The organism is Ruoffia sp. FAM 24228, from assembly GCF_045528575.1.
In the GTDB taxonomy this organism is placed as follows: domain Bacteria; phylum Bacillota; class Bacilli; order Lactobacillales; family Aerococcaceae; genus Ruoffia; species Ruoffia halotolerans.
The window spans coordinates 1-17137 of record NZ_JBGQQZ010000004.1 but is presented as its reverse complement, the minus strand read 5'-3'; the positions used below and the strand labels follow the sequence as shown (position 1 = coordinate 17137).

General features: G+C 35.0%; 18 protein-coding genes. 14 read left to right on the top strand and 4 right to left on the bottom strand.

Features of this window, described 5'->3' with window-relative positions; all coding sequences use genetic code 11:
- Nucleotides 1-26: 26 nt before the first annotated feature.
- The 6 genes from ACEN33_RS01215 to ACEN33_RS01190 all read left to right on the top strand — a co-directional run bounded on the left by ACEN33_RS01215 (nucleotide 27) and on the right by ACEN33_RS01190 (nucleotide 6884).
- Nucleotides 27-767: a helix-hairpin-helix domain-containing protein gene (locus ACEN33_RS01215; RefSeq protein ID WP_407089160.1), complete on the top strand. Its 741-nt coding sequence runs from the start codon at nucleotides 27-29 to the stop codon at nucleotides 765-767.
- Entirely contained in the window at nucleotides 764-3106 is a 2343-nt protein-coding gene (locus ACEN33_RS01210) for a DNA internalization-related competence protein ComEC/Rec2 (protein ID WP_407089159.1), read from the top strand. The genes ACEN33_RS01215 and ACEN33_RS01210 overlap by 4 nt, the downstream gene beginning before the upstream one ends.
- Before the next feature lie 158 nt (nucleotides 3107-3264).
- Complete coding sequence (locus tag ACEN33_RS01205) at nucleotides 3265-3831, top strand: GNAT family N-acetyltransferase (RefSeq protein ID WP_407089158.1); 567 nt, start codon at nucleotides 3265-3267, stop codon at nucleotides 3829-3831.
- A 132-nt stretch (nucleotides 3832-3963) separates the two neighbouring features.
- Entirely contained in the window at nucleotides 3964-4851 is an 888-nt protein-coding gene (locus ACEN33_RS01200; RefSeq protein ID WP_407093899.1) for a polysaccharide deacetylase family protein, read from the top strand.
- 104 nt (nucleotides 4852-4955) lie between these two features.
- The gene (locus ACEN33_RS01195; RefSeq protein ID WP_407090796.1) at nucleotides 4956-5741 is read left to right on the top strand and encodes a hypothetical protein; all 786 of its coding nucleotides are present in this window, start codon (nucleotides 4956-4958) and stop codon (nucleotides 5739-5741) included.
- Nucleotides 5742-6884 carry an alpha/beta fold hydrolase gene (locus ACEN33_RS01190; protein ID WP_407090795.1) on the top strand — a complete coding sequence of 381 codons (1143 nt, stop codon included), beginning with the start codon at nucleotides 5742-5744 and terminating at the stop codon, nucleotides 6882-6884.
- Nucleotides 6885-6930: 46 nt separating this feature from the next.
- Here ACEN33_RS01190 and ACEN33_RS01185 read toward each other — a convergent pair whose 3' ends face one another.
- Complete coding sequence (locus ACEN33_RS01185; protein WP_407090794.1) at nucleotides 6931-7779, bottom strand: DegV family protein; 849 nt, start codon at nucleotides 7777-7779, stop codon at nucleotides 6931-6933.
- 171 nt (nucleotides 7780-7950) lie between these two features.
- Between ACEN33_RS01185 and ACEN33_RS01180 the strand changes: the two genes are divergently transcribed.
- From ACEN33_RS01180 to ACEN33_RS01160, 5 genes are all read left to right on the top strand, one after another.
- Nucleotides 7951-8583 (top strand): hypothetical protein, encoded by a 633-nt coding sequence (locus tag ACEN33_RS01180; RefSeq protein WP_407090793.1) that lies wholly within the window; start codon nucleotides 7951-7953, stop codon nucleotides 8581-8583.
- A gap of 98 nt (nucleotides 8584-8681) precedes the next feature.
- The gene (locus ACEN33_RS01175; RefSeq protein ID WP_407090792.1) at nucleotides 8682-10070 is read left to right on the top strand and encodes a bifunctional metallophosphatase/5'-nucleotidase; all 1389 of its coding nucleotides are present in this window, start codon (nucleotides 8682-8684) and stop codon (nucleotides 10068-10070) included.
- Between the two features lies 1 nt (nucleotide 10071).
- Entirely contained in the window at nucleotides 10072-10734 is a 663-nt protein-coding gene (locus ACEN33_RS01170; protein WP_407090791.1) for a YutD family protein, read from the top strand.
- Complete coding sequence (locus ACEN33_RS01165; protein WP_407090790.1) at nucleotides 10731-11504, top strand: TIGR01457 family HAD-type hydrolase; 774 nt, start codon at nucleotides 10731-10733, stop codon at nucleotides 11502-11504. The genes ACEN33_RS01170 and ACEN33_RS01165 overlap by 4 nt, the downstream gene beginning before the upstream one ends.
- Nucleotides 11504-12127 (top strand): TIGR01906 family membrane protein, encoded by a 624-nt coding sequence (locus ACEN33_RS01160; RefSeq protein WP_407090789.1) that lies wholly within the window; start codon nucleotides 11504-11506, stop codon nucleotides 12125-12127. The genes ACEN33_RS01165 and ACEN33_RS01160 overlap by 1 nt, the downstream gene beginning before the upstream one ends.
- Nucleotides 12128-12162: 35 nt before the next feature.
- Here the strand turns inward: ACEN33_RS01160 and ACEN33_RS01155 are convergent, their stop codons facing one another.
- From ACEN33_RS01155 to ACEN33_RS01145, 3 genes are read right to left on the bottom strand one after another with little or no spacing between them, the layout of a single operon-like run.
- Nucleotides 12163-12726, bottom strand: a complete 564-nt coding sequence (locus tag ACEN33_RS01155) for a phosphatidylglycerophosphatase A (RefSeq protein WP_407093902.1) — start codon at nucleotides 12724-12726, stop codon at nucleotides 12163-12165.
- Nucleotides 12727-12737: 11 nt separating this feature from the next.
- The gene (locus tag ACEN33_RS01150) at nucleotides 12738-13742 is read right to left on the bottom strand and encodes an NAD(P)/FAD-dependent oxidoreductase (RefSeq protein WP_407090787.1); all 1005 of its coding nucleotides are present in this window, start codon (nucleotides 13740-13742) and stop codon (nucleotides 12738-12740) included.
- A gap of 21 nt (nucleotides 13743-13763) precedes the next feature.
- On the bottom strand, nucleotides 13764-14270 hold the full coding sequence (locus tag ACEN33_RS01145; protein WP_407090786.1) for a divergent PAP2 family protein: 507 nt from the start codon (nucleotides 14268-14270) through the stop codon (nucleotides 13764-13766).
- 193 nt (nucleotides 14271-14463) lie between these two features.
- Here ACEN33_RS01145 and ACEN33_RS01140 point away from each other — a divergent pair, with 193 nt between their 5' ends.
- Genes ACEN33_RS01140 through ACEN33_RS01130 form a run of 3 tightly spaced genes read left to right on the top strand, consistent with a single transcriptional unit; the run spans nucleotide 14464 to nucleotide 16837 of the window.
- The gene (locus ACEN33_RS01140; RefSeq protein WP_407090785.1) at nucleotides 14464-15051 is read left to right on the top strand and encodes a peptidylprolyl isomerase; all 588 of its coding nucleotides are present in this window, start codon (nucleotides 14464-14466) and stop codon (nucleotides 15049-15051) included.
- 29 nt (nucleotides 15052-15080) lie between these two features.
- Nucleotides 15081-15494, top strand: coding sequence for a CvfD/Ygs/GSP13 family RNA-binding post-transcriptional regulator (locus tag ACEN33_RS01135; RefSeq protein ID WP_407090784.1), 414 nt, complete (start codon nucleotides 15081-15083; stop codon nucleotides 15492-15494).
- Complete coding sequence (locus ACEN33_RS01130; protein ID WP_407090783.1) at nucleotides 15494-16837, top strand: glucose-6-phosphate isomerase; 1344 nt, start codon at nucleotides 15494-15496, stop codon at nucleotides 16835-16837. Before ACEN33_RS01135 ends, ACEN33_RS01130 begins: the two co-directional genes overlap by 1 nt.
- Nucleotides 16838-17137 lie beyond the last annotated feature (300 nt).

The window sequence follows — 17137 nt, the reverse complement described above, 5'->3', positions numbered from 1 at the left end:
ATAGACAAATATTTAGGAGGAATAATATGAATTTTCAAAATGTGACCTTTAAGACAATCGTGACTCACATTCAACAGAATATTTTTAAGTTATTAGTATTGACGGTGTTGGTTATCGTCTTATTATCGGCTATCTTACCTAGCCAACAATCGTCAACCGATTATGTCAAACTGTTCGAAAGTAACTCAACTCATTCGGCGGAATCAACCCAAGAAACCGAAGTTAATACGGATTTAGCAGCAATATCCGGGCTAAAGCAACAGACGGAAGAGCGAACAGAAGATAATGAACAGCAAGTGTTTTATGTCGATATTAAAGGAGCAGTTGCCAAACCAGATATGTATGCTTTGCCTATCGGAAGTAGAGTTTATGATGCGATAGAAATGGCAGGGGGACTAACTGAAGAAGCCGCCACAGAAACATTAAACCAGGCGAAAATACTTGAAGATCAGATGTTGTTATACATTTATAGCTATTCAGAATTGGAACAAGCAGAGACGATACCGGAAACAAGGTCAGTTGAAACGGCTTATATTGAAGGATCAAATTCAATTAATGACATTATACCTGGCCTAGTAAATATAAATTCCGCCACCGTAGATGAGTTGATGACTCTCCCGAATATTGGACCCAAAAAGGCAGCCGCAATTATTCAATTTAGAGAAGAGAATGGAAGCTTTGCTGCCATTGAAGATATTATGGCTGTTTCTGGGATAGGTGAGAAGACATTCGAGAACCTAACTGACCTTATTACGGTTTCGCCATGATAAAATATTTACAACACATACGATATGAATGGCCCTTTATTTTTCTGCTTATGTATGTCTTGTTACAGGCCTTTTATAACTTTAGTTTTTGGCTAATGTTACCTATTATCTTTATAGCCTTAAGAATAATTAGTTTGGGTAATCTGAAGACAATCATAACCGTTACTGTCATATCTATTTTAGTTCTTGGGTATGCATTCTTTCAAACATTTCAGTTTCAAAAACTCGAGGAATTACCCATTGCCTCGCAAGAAATGCGAGCAATTTTATATACGAATCCTTTTGATGTACAAAGTGATGAGGACTCAGTCCGTGGTGACGGGAAAGTTCAAATCGTTCATCAATCTGAGAAAATCGATTTAAGAGTAAATTTTGTTCAGTGGTTAGAAGGTGACGAACCTGAAATTCAAAGCATACTTGAAGAATCAACTGTTTGGTTCGTTGAAGGTAAGTTTGAAAAGCCGGATGAGGCTAGAAATTTTGATGTATTTGATTATAAAGCTTACTTAGCTACCCAAAATATCGCCTGGGAATTTGAAATTACTAACATATATCAGCTTAAATCGGACCCATCATTGGTTGGTAAATTAGATACATTCAGATATAAGATATTGGAGACCTTTATTAAACTAAACCATCATGAGTGGATTGCGATTTATAATAAGCTGCTTTTCAATATTGACTCCGACACTTATAGGCACTACAAAGAAAACTTTACTGCTTTAGGAGTTGCACACTTCTTTGCAATCTCTGGTTTTCATATTTATTTTATTAGACGCTTGTTAAATAATGTACTGCTCAGATTAGGCATACCAATTGAATATGCGAAGATTTTAATGACAGTTTTGCTATGGCTTTACACGTGGTTAGTCGGTTGGCCCATTGGGGTCATTCGTGTCTTATCTACAAGTGCCTTAAATTCTTTAAAAACAAAGTATCGTTTACCCATCGCTTCTTTAGATAGCCTTGCCATCGTGGGGATTTTATTCATTTGTTTTAACCCTTTAAATGTCTTATCGTTAGGATATACATTAAGTTTTATGATGACTTTTGTTGTGATGAGTTATAACCAAGCCACCCCAAATAAACATTCTGCCATTCAAAGTATTGAAATGACTTTTGCCTGCTTGTTATTGTCCTGGCCAATTATAATGCAGACGTCATTTGAATGGAATGTAATTCAAATAGTGATAGTTATTTTGTTTACAGTCGTTTTTAATTATCTGATTATGCCGCTCGTCTTTTTTACGACTTTATGGATTGTATTTTCTCTCCCAGGTTTAGAAACAGTGAGTGCATTGTTTGATAGAGGTGTTGTCTTCCTTAATGAACTGTTAAGCCAATCTGACGCCTTTCATTCCTTTAATCTGATAGTCGGGAAGCAGACGACAGTAATTTTTTATTTACTTATACTTGTCGCTGTGTTTTTTATTGCGTTCATCCATGTTCGCTCATTTTTAAGTTATGGTGTATTCTTGCTGATGTATTTAATTATTTTGTTTGGGGTACCCTATTTGGATCCGACGGTTAAATTAACGATAATTGATGTGGGGCAGGGAGATGCGATGTTGTTTCAATTAGGTCATCAACAGGGGAATTGGTTGATTGATACCGGCGGTAAGCGACTTTGGGAACCAGTGGAAGGATCGAATATCGACCATAGTTTTGCTGAGAGGAATTTAATCCCCGCTTTAAAAGCCCTAGGTGTGAATCAATTAGATGGTGTCATTATTACCCATCCCGATATTGATCACATTGGGAATTTACAAGCTTTGTCTCACGCGATCAAAATTCAGGAGTTATGGGTCAGTGATTATACTTTGAAGAGTAATATTTGGGAAGAGATTTCAGCTAAAGTTAAAGTTAATACCGTTGTGAGTCTAGACATGGGTGAAAGCTATAAACATCCAACTATTCCGCTGACATTGTATAGCCCAGCACTCTCTGATATTAAATATTCGCAAAGTGAATCCAATGATTCGTCATTGATTACTCAAATCGATATAGAAGGGCTCGCGGTATTATCTTTAGGCGACGTGACTAAGCGAATTGAAACAAAAATCTTAGCGACCTATCCAGAAATCCGAGCGGATATTCTAAAAGTAGCTCATCACGGGAGTGATACGAGTACTTCTGAAGAATTACTGACGCATACTCAACCGTTCTTCGCCTTCATTTCAGCTGGTGTTAATAATCAGTACGGTCATCCCCATGCCGAAGTGTTAGATTTATTAAACCAACACAGTGTTCCTTATTTAAGTACTGAAATGGTCGGCGCTGTTCAACTCACATATCACCCATTAAAGGGGTATAGAATACGGACAGTTATTGAGAAATAAGGTGGAATGTTAATGCGAATAAAGACCGTTATATCAACGTTTTGTAAGAGCTTGAAACTTTACATAAACTTTACAATAAAAGTGACAAAAAGTGATTGCTTATTTCAAATAATTAGCTATAATTATTTTGTTTTAAAAAAGTATACAAGGAGGTTTATATGAAATTTCAGTCACAACAATTAATGATTCGTCCCGCACAGGTTGAGAATGCGAAGCAAATACAACAAATTTATACACCCTATATATTAAATACTGTCTTTAACTTGGAGGAAACAGTAGGGACCCTTTCGTATTATGAACAATTGATTATCGAAGCTCAAAGTCATTTGCCTTTTTTAGTAGCAGAATACGAAGGAGTCATCGTTGGTTTTGTTTATGTGAGTGAAATTTCATTTATGTTGAATCTAGTTAATACGTGTGCTTTGAGTATTTATGTAGCTGAAGATACACCTGTACGAGGTGTCGGCCAATCACTATTCACAGCTTTAGAAAGAACATTAACTGCTTTAGGTATGACACAAATAATTGCGAACATTGTAGCAACGAACGAAAGAAGCATTCGCTTCCATGAAAAGAATGGCTTTCAATTGCTCAGCACATTCCCTCAGGCAGGCTACAAATTCGGCCAATGGCACGATGTTAAATGGTTTGGTAAAAAACTAGTCGCAGAGCCGGAGCAATCTGAAGTATTGCCAACAGAGAGTTTATCTTTCTCTATTTATTAAAATTACCTGGATTGTTTATAATATCTGCTTTTAAACTTATTAAAGTTATTGTAAAATTGGATTATATGACATAAATATCGTTGATATTACGTTTATAAAATAACTATACAATTAACAGGAGGAAGTAAGTCGATGCAGAAGATCTTTTTGAAGGTACTTTTAGGTACAGTATTGCTTGGTAATATGCCAATTCATTCTTGGGTACAGGCTGAAGAGATACCCGAAGATATACCACAAATCCAGATTACAGAAGAAGCGGTGGCAACGGAGAATAATATTGTCAAAACTGATAATGTCCGTGCAGCTTGGACTGATTATGGAAACTACGCTCAACCGAATGAAGAAGGATATGCCTACTACATGCATGCAGATCCAGATATTTCTTCAGAAATCATCCCGTTAGATGAAAATTCTTCTGAAGATGTCTTATTATTTACTTTTGATGATGCGCCACAAGAACCAGATAGCTATGCGCTCGAGATGGCTCAAGTTATGAAAGAAAAAGATGTTAATGCTATTTTCCTAGTTAACGGTATGTATCTAGAGTCGGAGTGGGGCAGAGAGATTACCAAACAAGTGCATGATATGGGCTTTGAAATTGGGAACCATACACATACTCACCCGAATTTACGTGAATTGACATATGAAGAACAATACAATGAGATTGTCGCAACGAATCAAGTAGTCGAAGAGATTACTGGCGCACCCGTACGTTGGTTTAGACCTCCTTTCGGATTGTTTAATATGGATACTATCTTAATTTGTAATGAGTTAGGCTTACAATTAATGACATGGTCATTTGGTTATGACTGGATGGATGAGTATTTATCTGGTCCTGAATTAGCAGCCGTATCATTGGATAATACATATATTCGACCTGGAGCAAACATCTTAATGCATGACCGTTCGTGGACGTTGGATGCTTTACCAACAATGATTGATGGCTACCGCGAGTTGGGCTACCATATCGTTGACCCTTATTTGATCCAACACCAACAGAATAGTACAGAACCTTTATAATTGGTATTAAAAGATTTAAGTTAGACATTAATCTAGTTTAAATCTTTTTTGTTTTACTTATAATTCTGATATTATAGGTATTAGTTGAATGATAGGAGAGATTCATGACAAATAAATTTCCAAAGAGTTTTTACTTTAAATTAAGTTTTATTATACTATTTGTGTTATTTGGATATTATCAGAACCAAAATTTTATACAAGCGACTTTAAATGATGAGTCATTAAATGTGAACGAATCTTTTAATCTCATTATGAGAGAGGTAATGAAATTACCAAACAACGTTGAAAATGACGAAGTTATTTCCGAATATATTTCAGGATACGCCCAACCAGGAAATCAAGTTCCCTATCAAATCCACGAAAAAATATTGTCGGATGATAATTATGCGATAGCAAAACAATCCGCCAATCAATTTAATGCGGCGTTAGATAATCGTGCATTGAATGATGCATTTTTAAGACAAATGAATCACATGCGAGGAACGAAAGGTTGGGAGCAAATTCAATTTGGCGAGCATCTTGAAGAAGGTGTCTGGAGGCGAGTGGAAGAGATGGGGGAGTACCATTATTTAAGCTCTATAACGGCTGATGGAGCTGGTTTTAGAGCCCAATTTCCAAGTGTTTCGGATGCAGAGTATCGCTTAGGTGAGAATTTATATGAACTCTACATCTCCGCAGGGGATGTTCATCTGACAACTTGGGAGAATGAAAAGATTTTAGCCGATTATTTATTTGATGTATATGCTGATGCCGTATCATTATCCAATTATGATATTTATCAAAGCCAATATATTTCGATCTACGCAGCACCGACAGATTATAGTGTCGATGAAGTACCATATGTGAGATTAGTTGTGTCATTAGTTTTGGATACTGAAGGGGGAATTTAGTTGAAGAAAAGTTTAACGTCTAAATTATTAAAAGGTCTAGTTAAAGGTACCTTAGGCTTACTTGCCTATGATTTTGCTTATCGACTAAAACATCCGCGCAAACAAAGTTACCAAGCAGAGGTCAATTTAAATGAATTAGACATGTCATTGCAAGCGAACTTAGCTTGGATTGAAGAAGAGCATTATGACCGAGAGATGAACATTATCGCTCGACCATATATTGAGCAATTTGAACATTCTGGTGAAATTCCGGTGGGTGATGTTGCTTTATCATATTTATTTTATTTAAAAGATAGCAATCGTCCAACTGTCTTTATTGTTCATGGCTTTAATGAGTATAAAGAGATGTATTTTGAAGTTGTATATTATTTATTACAACTCAATTATAATGTGCTTATTTATGATGCGAGAGGTCATGGGTCTTCAAGAGTTGAAACGCGAAATTCTTTAATTGATATTCAACATTTTGATTACTATATTGAAGATTTAAAAGAAGTGATTGAAAGTGTTAAAGAGACCTATGAATTGAACGAGCACTTTTTCTTATTCGCTCATTCAATGGGTGGGGCAGTAAGTACAGGATTAATTAAGAAATATCCAAAGCTAATTAAAGCAGCAATCTTATCTTCACCAATGTTTAGTGTCAATACATATCCATATCCTAGATCTTTAGCTCATGCAGTAGCAAGTGGTGCCGGTTTACTGAACTTAGGTCATAAGCCCATTCCCGCTCAAGGAAGTAATGAATTCATAGAAGCATCAACGAATGCATCTGAATATATTCCGAATCCAGATTTAACACATAGTCAGCAAAGAGAGAAATATGCATTTAATTTGCAGTTGGAATCAGTTGCACATCCAACTTCTGGGGGAACATATAATTGGTTGGCGACATCATTCGATGAAGTGAATAAGATACTGGATGAATCAGCCTTGAAGTATATCGAAACCCCATTATTAGTATTTCGATCTGTCGAAGACAAAGTAGTACGCGGGGATGGAATTTTTACAGCCGCTACCTACGTACCTCAAGTTGAACTTATAGCGGTAGACAATGCTGGGCATTGTATTTACCAAGAACATGATGAGATTACAAAACCATACTTCAGTTTAATCAGTTATTTTCTGAAGCAATATAGTTAAAATAAAAAACAGCAACAATTAAAAATTGTTGCTGTTTTTTAAAATATTAATTTGTTTCGAAACCAACGATCATACCATTATGCTCTGCATAATAGCTACATAGTGCACTCGTTACACGTGTCGTAATCTTAGCGTTCGGATATTCTTTTAGAATTTCTTCTTTAAAGGCATTGGCAATATCTGGGTTAAGAACGTGAGATACTTCAATTTCTCCACCGTTATAACCTTTAGATTTTAATTCGTTAATTAAAGTTTTTAACGCTCTCTTTTGACCTTTTGATTTATGAGCCAATTGAATTGTACCTTCTGGAGTTCGGTTACCAATTAAGCGAATACCTAATAATCCAATCATTTGACCTAAAATCTTAGATACACGTCCATTATTAACTAAGTTATCTACAGATTCTAATAAGAAGGCGATATCTAGATTATCATGGTAAGCATTCAATTCTTTTACGACGGTATCGAAATCAGCCTCCGTTTCAGCTAATTCAAATGCTTTTTTAGCCAATAAGTCCATCTCTGAACCAGCTGATCGACTGTCAAAGATATGAATATTAGCGTCAGGATTTTTCTCCAAAGCAATGTCTTTTCCTAAAGAAGCACTATTGTAACTACCTGAAAGTTGGGAAGAGATAGTAAAGCAGATGACATTCTCTGCACCTTCAAATCGATGTGCATAGACTTCTGGGGAAGGACATGCACTTGATGTTTTTTGTTTTGTATCTTTTATTTCTGATAAGAAGTTCTCAATATCTAGGTCTGCACTATCTACAAAAACATCATTACCAATATTTATCATCAATGGAACGATTTCCAAAACGACGTTTTGATTTGTTGTTTCTATTTCACGAATTGACGACCCTGAGTCGACAACAATTTTCCATTTTTTCACATTAATCACCTCATGTATGCAATATAATAATTATATAGTAACTATCTTGTCATTTCAATTCTAAGCGATGAAGACAAGCATTATTGACGAATAATCCATCTATCAATTGTAAATGAGATAATAAATAGGTATAATAATAACGATTACATATAGTATGAAAGGGTGTGTCAAATGTTCTTAGGTAAAATTAATCAATCCAATGCACTCACATTGTTTAGTTTGTTCTTTGGAGCGGTCGGTGTTGGGTTTTCAATGATTGGAGAATCTCAATATACAATTATATCCTTAATTATCGCTTCAGTCGGTTATATCTTTAGTTACCGTTTCACAGCGATGTTTGAGCGAGAAGATGCTCAGATTTCATTTGATTTGGAATTTGATGTCTTAAGTAAAACCGTTGTCTATGCTTTGCTACCAGCGTCATTATTAATTTCTTTATCTTTAGGATCGGTATTATCGGTCATCGTCGCGGCATTGTATATTTTATCTGTTATCATTCGACTTGCGTATTTTAACCAAGCGATTGAATTTCAAGGTGAACAGTTAGAAGGAAAGACACAAGGTCTTCCTTTAGAAGCAAGTGCGATTATCATACCAATTATTTCACTGTTAGGTTATGTAATACCAATGAATATATTCCAATATGTTCTAGCAGTTGCTTATATTATTCTTGGTGCAAGTTTTGTAGTTAAGTATCCTATTCCAAAACTTCCGGAAAAATGGTTAGTTTATGTTTTAATATTGGCTCTTGTTCTTGTTGTGGCCTTTATTTTCTTAGGAACTTTGACACCGGTCTTAGCTTAGTTTAGGATATTTCCGAACTTCCATTCCCTAGGGATTGAAGTTCGGTCTTTTTTTGTATTATAATCTATAAGAAATGTATAATGAAAGAGGTGTACACATTGCGTCTAAAAATACTACATACCAATGACATACACGGACATTTAGATCATTGGCCTTTAATATCGAAGTTTATAGAAGAGAACCAGGCCCTTGCATCAGTTAAAGGTGAGGCGCTTCTTACCATTGATGTAGGTGATGCTATGGACTCTGTACACCCTTTGGTTGAAGCAACATATGGGAAGGTCATCGTTGATTTGTTCAATGAAGCGAATTATGATGTCGTGACACTTGGGAATAATGAAGGTTTAAACTTTTCTAAAGAACGTCTAAGCGACTTATATAGTCGAGCAGATTATTCAGTAACTATTGCGAATTTATTTGATAAAGATACGCAAGAAGTTCCTTCCTATGCTGAAAATATCGTATACAAAGAGATTGACGATATGAAAGTGGCCTTTATCGGCTTAACTGCACCTTATGAAACTTATCACTTAAATGGATATACCATTGAAAATCCTATTGATAGCTTGCAAGACACTCTTCAACTTATAGATAAAGAAGACACGGACTTAATTATTTTGTTGTCGCATCTAGGTTTAGAAACAGACCGCTATATTTCGAATCTATTTCCTGAAATACAATTAATCATCGGAGCACATACTCATCATGTTCTTATTGAAGGAGAATGGGAGAATCAAAGCTTTCTTTGCGCAGCAGGAAAATACGGTAATTTTGTTGGTTCAATCGATTTGTATTTTGATCAAGCAACGGATACTTGGCAGATGTCTGCAGAAGTTCTTTCCATTCATCAATTGAGTCAAAGATATAATCTGCCAAAAGAATCAGATTATTATAAACATGAAGGAACAAAGCTACTTGAGGAACGCAGGGTTGCTCATATTCCTGAAACTTTTCAAGCACTTCAAACAACGGGATCCAATTCATTCATACAAATGGCACTCAATGCGATTATAGAAGCAACTAGGGTTGAAAATGCAATATTAAGCTCTGGTTTATTTTTAAGTGATTTGCCTAGAGGGCTCATTACTGAATATCACTTACATGAAGCACTACCTCATCCGATGCATTTAGCTGTAGTGGAGATGAATGGGTTGCATTTAAAAGAAATGCTAGCTGAAATGAACCAACAAGCAGATGATTTAAGATACAAATTAATCAATGGACTTGGTTTTCGTGGTAAGATATTTGGAGAACTAATTTTTAAGGGCATTGCTTTTAATGAGCTAAAACATCAGTGGGAAGTAAATGGAGAAGTGATCATTGACGACAAATACTATCAGTTTGTGACGGTGGATCATATTTGGTTCTTACCTTTTTTCCCAACGATTGATGATTATGGGAATCCAAAGTTAATTTTCCCAGATTTTTTAAGACACGTAGTTCGAAATTATTTAGAAAAAACATATCCAATAGAAGGAGGCAAGTGATTTGAGTAATAAAAAAACCATGACAAATCAACTTGAATCTATTTTAGATGACATTATTCAAGGTGAAGAAGTCGAAGATAAACAAATCTATATTATCGACGAAGAAACAATTCAAATTAGCAAACAAGAATACCGTTTGATAAAGAATTACCGAGAAGGGTTTGAACAAGAAGCTTTTACGAATCGGTATCAACCATTCTTTGAAAAGTTTGATTTTATTGTTGGAGACTGGGGGCATGATCTGTTACGTCTAAGAGGATTTTATCAGTTAGGAAGACGCAAAGTGCCACGCGATCAACAAATTGATTTCTTAGATGACTATATTAAAGAGTATTGTAATTTTGGGGCGGCTTACTTTGTCTTAGGTAAGGTGGAAGCCGTAGAGAAGTACCATCAATTAGAGAAGCGCGAAACTATACAAAAGAATGTTTCAAGGCAACCGAAAAACCAAAGACCAAAAACACCTCATGTGACAACTACGACAGACAAAGAAAAAGCAGAAGATACTAACTTTAAACCCAAAAATATTCGTCGTAAAAAAGCCTTTAAAAAGAATCAAACTAAAGGTGAAATAAACAAACCAAAAAAAGTCACTGAGAAAGTCAGTGAAAAAGTGGCTAATGATAAAAAATTCGTAATTAAGAAGGTGACAACTAAGGAATGACAAAGTATGAAGGTTATTTAGTAGATCTCGATGGAACGACGTATCGTGGAAAAGAGCGAATTCCAGAAGCTGAGGTATTTATCCGTCAATTACTTGATGATGGTTTCCCTTTTAAATTAGTGACAAATAATGCAACAAAGGCGGTTGAGGAAATCGTTCATAATTTAAATTCATATTATGATATTCCAATTGATTCTTCTCATGTTTATACTTCAATTATTGCTTTAGGAGATTATATTGAAGTACATCATCCAGGAGCGAATGTTTATGTACTAGGAGAAGCAGCTTTAAAAGAGCAATTGCTTGATAGAAATTTTACGGTTGATCCGAGTAAACCGATTGATGTTGTTGTCCAAGGTTTAAAACGTGATGTTACTTACGACCAGTTAACTGTCGCTGTACAAGCAATCCTTGCTGGAGCTGAATATGTGGTGACGAATACAGACCGATTAATACCAACTGAAACTGGAATGAATCCAAGTTCGGGTGCTATTACTGCCTTTATACAATTTGCGACAAGAAAAGAACCGATTATTATCGGTAAGCCCAATAAACCAATCATGGAAGGGGCACTTAAGCAACTTGGGATTGAGAAAAGCAAGGTTTTAATGATTGGAGATAACTACGATACAGATATTATGGCGGGAATGAATATGGATATGGATACGCTGTTAGTTTTAACAGGTGTCACAGTGAGAGAAGACTTAGAAATGATTCAAAAGCAACCAACTTATACCATCGAATCACTTTCAGAATGGAAGCATGAATAATGGATATATTAAAACGAATAGTGAGCAGTTTTATTATCCTTTTATTTGCAATGTGCTTATCAATTACAACTGTCATCTTTATATCACCATTTTTATACCGATTATGTATTGCTTGGTTTAATTTAACAGACATCTCAGGTTTAACTCAAGCGCAGTTACTTGAAAATTATGATACTATGTTAAGCTATTTAGTGAATCCAACAGTCCATGATTTAAATATGCCTTACTTTAGTATGTCAGAAAGCGGGGCACAGCATTTTGAAGAGGTAAAGGTATTATTCTTTATTAATTTTGTCATCTTAGTGATTTTACTCTCGTTAACGATTTGGGTCATTTCGTACATTAAGAAACGGAATTGGCAATTAGTTATGGCACCTCATTTTACATTTAAATTAGCCTTTCCATTGATTTTATTATTTTTCATTGTTGTCGCATTCGATCAAGTGTTTATTCTTTTCCATCAATTGCTATTTAATAATGATTTATGGTTGTTTAATCCTTTGGAAGATCCGGTTATAACTGTACTCCCACAGGAATTTTTCATGATGTTATTCATCATTGCCTTATTAGTTTATGAATTAATTATCTTAGCTATTCGAAAAGTTGTATATTGGAATAAATAAAAAAAGTGATGAGTCTGCGGGCTCATCACTTTTTCTTAATTTTCATGTGAATCTTCATAAGACTCTTTAGGTGTACTATTAACATTCACCTCATCTGTTTGAGGTTGAGAATGGGCGATTCGACTTGCAGCTGCTGCAGCAAGTGCGCCAACGATATCATCAATGAACGTATTACAATGTTCATCTTTGCTATCGTTTAACTCACCAATAATACCAGGTTTTAATTTATCAACATAACCAAAGTTGGTTAGACCAATTGAGCCATAAACATTAACGATGGATAAGACTAATATTTCGTCAATGCCATATAATCCTTCATCTCGCATCAGTAAATCATTTAAGACAGGTGAGAACTGTTGTCTCTCCGCTGCGATATCAATTTCAATACCTGTGATAACTGCATTTTGAACTTCACGTTTCTTCATCACCGCAATAATATTTTCTAAACAATAGTCTAAAGTTAAATCATCAATGTAGTCTTTTTGTAGATCATAGACAATTTCTGCTATTGACTCTAATTTAACGCCACGCTCTTTTAATAAGTAGTGAGCTTGATCTTCTAGACGACTTTGTTTTATGAATTGTTCATTTTTTGTCATAGTATCTCTCCTTAGAATAAATCTGAGCTGTGAATTGGAGGGTTAACGTTTGTTGGATCTATTTTTAATAAGGCATCATTCACTGCTTGGGGAGCTTCACCAAAGCCTGTCGCAATAATTCTTACTTTGCCTTCATAGTTGGCAATATCTCCAACAGCATAGATGCCAGTTATATTCGTTTCGTATTGAGCATTGACTTCAATTGTATTTCGATTGAGGTTGAATCCCCAATTTCTAATTTCGCCAATACTTGATGTAAAACCGTAACTGACAATAAAGTTATCCACATCCAAAGTAATTATCTCATCTGATTTAGCTTTCTTCAAATTAATCGATTGAATACGACTATCGTCACCGTTGACGGATTCCGGAATAAAAGGAGTCAATAACTCGACTGTGGAATTTTCTAATTGTTTCACACTGCTTTCAACTGCTCTAAATTTGTCACGACGATGGATTAAATGCACTTTATTCGCTAGCGGTTCTAAGGCTAATGCCCAATCAACCGCAGAATCACCACCACCACAGATTGCTACTGTTCTTCCAGTGAATTGTTCGATGTTATTAACATAGTAATGTAGATTACTTTCTTCATATTTCTCAATTTCTGGTAATTTTAATTTTCTAGGAGAAAAGGCACCATTTCCGATTGCTAAAATAATGGTACGTGAATAATGAATTTGTTCACTGGTAATAATTTCAAAATATTCGATGCCATCCTCAGTCATCTTTTTATTTACATTTAAAACTTCTTCTCCCAATTGAATCGAAATATCAAAGCGAGAAATTTGTTGAATAAGATTTCGTTCTAATTCATCGCCTCTAATAGCAGGGAATCCAGGTATGTCATAAATGTTCTTCTCAGCATAAAGATGGGCAGGTTGTCCACCTAAAGATTCTAGACTTTCTATAATCTTTGTTCTCGCATTTCGTAAGCCTGCGTAAAAGGCTGTATATAAACCGACAGGCCCTCCGCCAACAATTGTTATATCAAACAAGGACTCTTCAAAACTCAAAGTATCACACTTTCTATAATATTATAATAAAACTAAACGTAGAAAAATGGCAACAAAACCACCAGTTAGAGTACCAACAATAACTTCACTCGGTTTATGCCCTAGATAACGGTTAATTATCATTCTTTCATAATTATCAATATCATAACTTAAAATCAGAGGGTTATCCTCGACTTCATCATAGCTTATATCATCAGATATATAATTGATCTCAGCTAAATGTTTACGGGCTAATATATCCAAGACAATACCTTGTTCACCACTTTGACGACGGACCCCCATCGAATCGAACATGATAATGACTGCAAATACAGTAGATATGGCTACGTATGGTGAATTAAAACCATATTCTAAAATCAAAGCCGTCGTTAAACTACTCACTGCAGCCGAGTGAGAACTGGGCATACCACCTGTAGAAGTGATTAAATTTAATTTTGCACTTTTTCGATTGGTTAAATAAGCTATAGGATATTTAATCAGCTGTGCAAATAAAATTGAACTCAATGACGCAATTAAAGGGAAATTCATAATTAAACCAACCTTCTTATTTTTTTATTTAAATTAAACTAAATGCCTAAGTATCTTTTGAATTAAAAACTTTTTTAACTCTCCTTCAATAATATCAAAAAAAATTTGATATAACTATTAAAACATTTGTTAAACATAACAAAGTGAATTAGTATATAATGTATATAGAAAATATAAGGAGGAGTGAATTATTTTGACAAAATTTCCACAATTAAACACAGAAGAACTAAATGTTGATATTACATTACATACGAACAAGGGTGATATTGATTTAGCCCTATTCTCGGAGTTAGCTCCAAAGACAGTAGAAAACTTCAAAGAATTATCTAAAAAAGGGTATTACGACGGAATTATCTTCCACCGTATTATTAAAGACTTCATGATTCAAGGTGGAGACCCAACAGGAACTGGTATGGGTGGAGAGAGTATCTATGGTGATGCTTTCGAAGATGAATTCTCAGCGGAAGTATTTAACTTATATGGCGCGTTATCAATGGCTAATGCTGGACCTAACACAAATGGAAGTCAATTCTTCATCGTAACAGCTCCAACTGTACCCGCGCAAATGCTAGGACAATTAAAAGATGCTGGATTTCCTGAAGAAATTATTGAAGCTTATGAAGCAAAAGGTGGAACACCTTGGTTAGACCACCGTCATACAGTATTTGGTCACGTTGTTAATGGTATGGATGTAGTCCTAGATATTCAAGCTCAAGAAACTGGTGCCCAAGACAAGCCCGTAGAAGATATTGTTATTACGAGCGTTACTGTTAATGAGTAGCCTACTATAAAGTAAAGGGTGGATATACATTGACAAAAGAATTTAGAATTGGGGATGTAATCCAAGGAGAAGTAACCGGTATTCAGAATTACGGTGTCTTTGTTAAATTATCGGATACAGAACAAGGATTAGTGCATATATCAGAATGCAAACACGGTTATGTGTCCGAGTTAGATAATTTTATTAATATCGGCGACAAAGTTAAAGTCAAAATTATTGATATTGATGAATATACTCGAAAAATTAGCTTGTCTTTTAGAGCGTTGCAACATCTAAACACACCACCTTTTCCCTCAAAATTAAAAAAGTATCCTAAAAGATATTTACCTAAGATTGGATTCAAGACATTAGGACGCAATATGCCTAAAATTATTGAAGATGGTTTAAGACAAATCGAAGAAGATCAAACTAATATTCTAGAAAAAAATGAGGAGAGATATTAATGACAAATTTAAATTTTGATTATACAAAAGCTTTATCATTCTTTAAAGAACATGAATTAACTCAGATTAAACCATATATTGAATTGGCACATAATCAACTTCATGATAAAACGGGTGCAGGAAATGACTTCTTGGACTGGGTTGATTGGCCAGAAACATACGATAAAGATGAGTATGCACGCATCAAAGCAGCATCCGAAAAAATTAAAGCAGATTCAGATATTCTTATTGTAATTGGTATTGGAGGATCATACTTAGGAGCGAAAGCAGCAATCGAATTCCTAAACGATTCATTTTACAATATTAAAGCAGGGCAAAAAGGAACACCTCAAGTTATCTTTGCGGGTAATAGTATTAGTTCTACTTATTTACACGATCTAGTTGATTTAGTCGGGGACCGTGACTTTTCGGTTAATATTATTTCTAAATCAGGTACAACAACTGAACCTTCTATTGCATTCCGTGTATTCAAAGAATTATTAGATAAGAAATACGGTCACGAAGAAGCGGTTAAACGTATTTATGCAACAACTGATAAAGAGAGAGGCGCTCTAAAATCAGAAGCAAATACTGAAGGATATGAAACATTTGTTATTCCTGATGGTATTGGTGGACGCTTTACTGTATTAACTGCGGTGGGTCTATTACCAATTGCTGTCGCAGGTGGAGACATTGATGCTTTAATGGAAGGTGCACGCGAAGCAATGGAAGAATACAGTAATCCAGATGTTATGGAGAACAGTGCTTACCAATACGCAGCAATCCGTAACTTCTTCTATAAAAAAGGGAAAGATATCGAAATTCTGGCTAACTATGAACCAGGTATGCAATACTTCTCTGAATGGTGGAAACAATTATTTGGTGAATCTGAAGGGAAAGATCAAAAAGGGATTTACCCAGCGAGTGCAAACTTCTCAACAGATTTACACTCTATTGGACAAACAATCCAAGATGGACAAAGAAATATCTTTGAAACAGTCTTAAAAGTTGAAACACCAAGACATGATATTGATATTCCAAAAGCTGAGGAAGATCTAGATGGTTTAAGTTATTTAGAAGGAAAAACAATTGATTTTGTTAACACTAAAGCTTACGAAGGAACATTATTAGCTCACACAGACGGTAATGTACCGAACCTATTAATAAAAATTCCAGCTATGGATGAAAAATCTTTAGGACACTTAATCTACTTCTTTGAAAAAGCAGTAGGAATCTCAGGATACTTAAATGGCGTAAACCCATTTGATCAACCAGGAGTAGAAGACTACAAACGTAATATGTTTGCCTTATTAGGTAAACCAGGATTCGAAGATCTAGCTAAAGAGTTAAACGAACGGTTATAAGCTTAGAACAAATAAATAAGAGTTAAAAAGATTGAAGGCTACTTTTAGTTGTCTTCAATCTTTTTGTATAAAGTGACATTATATAGTAGGAAACGGATCGTCTAATAGTGACTACACCTTCTATATAATGAAGGAAACCTAAAAAGAAGCGATTTTAAGTAAAAAAATAAAAAGGTGTGTTGTAAGATGAAACGCAACACTAAAAAAAGACATGAAGATTCGTTATACTTAAGTCACCACAACATAGTATAAGGAGAGAATCTTCATGTCACACACTCATTTTAACACAAAGAAATCTAA

Bases quoted from the DNA above. Each gene is read 5' to 3' on its own strand.
- ACEN33_RS01215 (WP_407089160.1), top strand. From the start codon at position 27: ATGAATTTTCAAAATGTGACCTTTAAGACAATCGTGACTCACATTCAA.
- ACEN33_RS01210 (WP_407089159.1), top strand. From the start codon at position 764: ATGATAAAATATTTACAACACATACGATATGAATGGCCCTTTATTTTT.
- ACEN33_RS01205 (WP_407089158.1), top strand. From the start codon at position 3,265: ATGAAATTTCAGTCACAACAATTAATGATTCGTCCCGCACAGGTTGAG.
- ACEN33_RS01200 (WP_407093899.1), top strand. From the start codon at position 3,964: ATGCAGAAGATCTTTTTGAAGGTACTTTTAGGTACAGTATTGCTTGGT.
- ACEN33_RS01195 (WP_407090796.1), top strand. From the start codon at position 4,956: ATGACAAATAAATTTCCAAAGAGTTTTTACTTTAAATTAAGTTTTATT.
- ACEN33_RS01180 (WP_407090793.1), top strand. From the start codon at position 7,951: ATGTTCTTAGGTAAAATTAATCAATCCAATGCACTCACATTGTTTAGT.
- ACEN33_RS01165 (WP_407090790.1), top strand. From the start codon at position 10,731: ATGACAAAGTATGAAGGTTATTTAGTAGATCTCGATGGAACGACGTAT.
- ACEN33_RS01160 (WP_407090789.1), top strand. From the start codon at position 11,504: ATGGATATATTAAAACGAATAGTGAGCAGTTTTATTATCCTTTTATTT.
- ACEN33_RS01155 (WP_407093902.1), bottom strand. From the start codon at position 12,726: ATGACAAAAAATGAACAATTCATAAAACAAAGTCGTCTAGAAGATCAA.
- ACEN33_RS01145 (WP_407090786.1), bottom strand. From the start codon at position 14,270: ATGAATTTCCCTTTAATTGCGTCATTGAGTTCAATTTTATTTGCACAG.
- ACEN33_RS01130 (WP_407090783.1), top strand. From the start codon at position 15,494: ATGACAAATTTAAATTTTGATTATACAAAAGCTTTATCATTCTTTAAA.